Origin of the sequence: Aneurinibacillus aneurinilyticus ATCC 12856 (assembly GCF_000466385.1) — a bacterium.
Classification (GTDB): domain Bacteria; phylum Bacillota; class Bacilli; order Aneurinibacillales; family Aneurinibacillaceae; genus Aneurinibacillus; species Aneurinibacillus aneurinilyticus.
In genome coordinates this window covers 1-845 of record NZ_KE952918.1, presented here as the reverse complement: position 1 = coordinate 845, position 845 = coordinate 1, and the positions used below count along the sequence as shown (strand labels likewise).

Sequence of the window (845 nt, the reverse complement as noted above, 5' to 3'; positions counted from 1 at the left end):
AAGGCTCTTATAGCCCTGTTGAGCAGTATATTTTTAGTGAGTGGTCTTTGTATGGATGAAGCAATAGCAAATACAGAAGCAACAAAAGTGTCTTTTGCCGGTAAAGTTAATGGAGACGCCATGACGTTTGCTTATGTAGATGAAACAGGAAAACATCTGTTAGCATTTGATCTAAATCCGTCTGATCGGCCAAAGCGCTTTACGAAAGTAATATGCTCGCCCGGAAACGTACGGAGTGTAAAGTATGTAAAGTATCAAAAGGAAGGGAAGCATAGCAATCACAGAAATGCAGCAAGTAATATTACACAGGATGCAGGTGCATGGTTTGATGTTGTTAACGGAAAGCTTAAAGAAAATGAAAGTTGCCTTCTTAATAGAAAAAGATGCTTTCAAGGGAAATACATTTCTTCCCTATAAACCGGTAAAGCAGGGGAGGTTTTCCGACAAAACAATCCGAAAAGTCACAGAGTTTAAAAAACGTAAGGTTATAAAGCAAGGATTAATCGGTGAGATTTCACCAGGTGTTCAAATTGGCCTTGTTGAATTTGAAAGAACAGAAAAGAATGTATTGGCGAGTATCGTTATGACTACGCCGAATGGACTCGTATTTAAAGATTTTCCTGCAACATATGTTGATGGAGTATGGTCATGGCGTGCGGATGATGGAGGTGAAATTGAACCACGATTGTTTAATATTTTGTTTGTTACGAAATCAAAAACAGGTTATACGCTTGGTTTGGAATGGATAGGTGCTGAAAGAAATAATCTAAGTGTGCTTCAACAAAATGGGAATACTTTTTATAGTATTAATCAGTCTGGGCGCTATATTACCTATTAGCTCACGC

General features: G+C 38.1%; 2 protein-coding genes. Both read left to right on the top strand.

Annotation, left to right across the window (positions count from 1 at the left end; translation table 11 throughout):
• A partial coding sequence (locus HMPREF0083_RS28910; RefSeq protein ID WP_021624805.1) for a hypothetical protein occupies positions 1-417 on the top strand: 417 nt, incomplete at its 5' end.
• Complete coding sequence (locus HMPREF0083_RS25195; protein WP_148316067.1) at positions 329-838, top strand: hypothetical protein; 510 nt, start codon at positions 329-331, stop codon at positions 836-838. The genes HMPREF0083_RS28910 and HMPREF0083_RS25195, both read left to right, overlap by 89 nt.
• Positions 839-845: the final 7 nt, after the last annotated feature.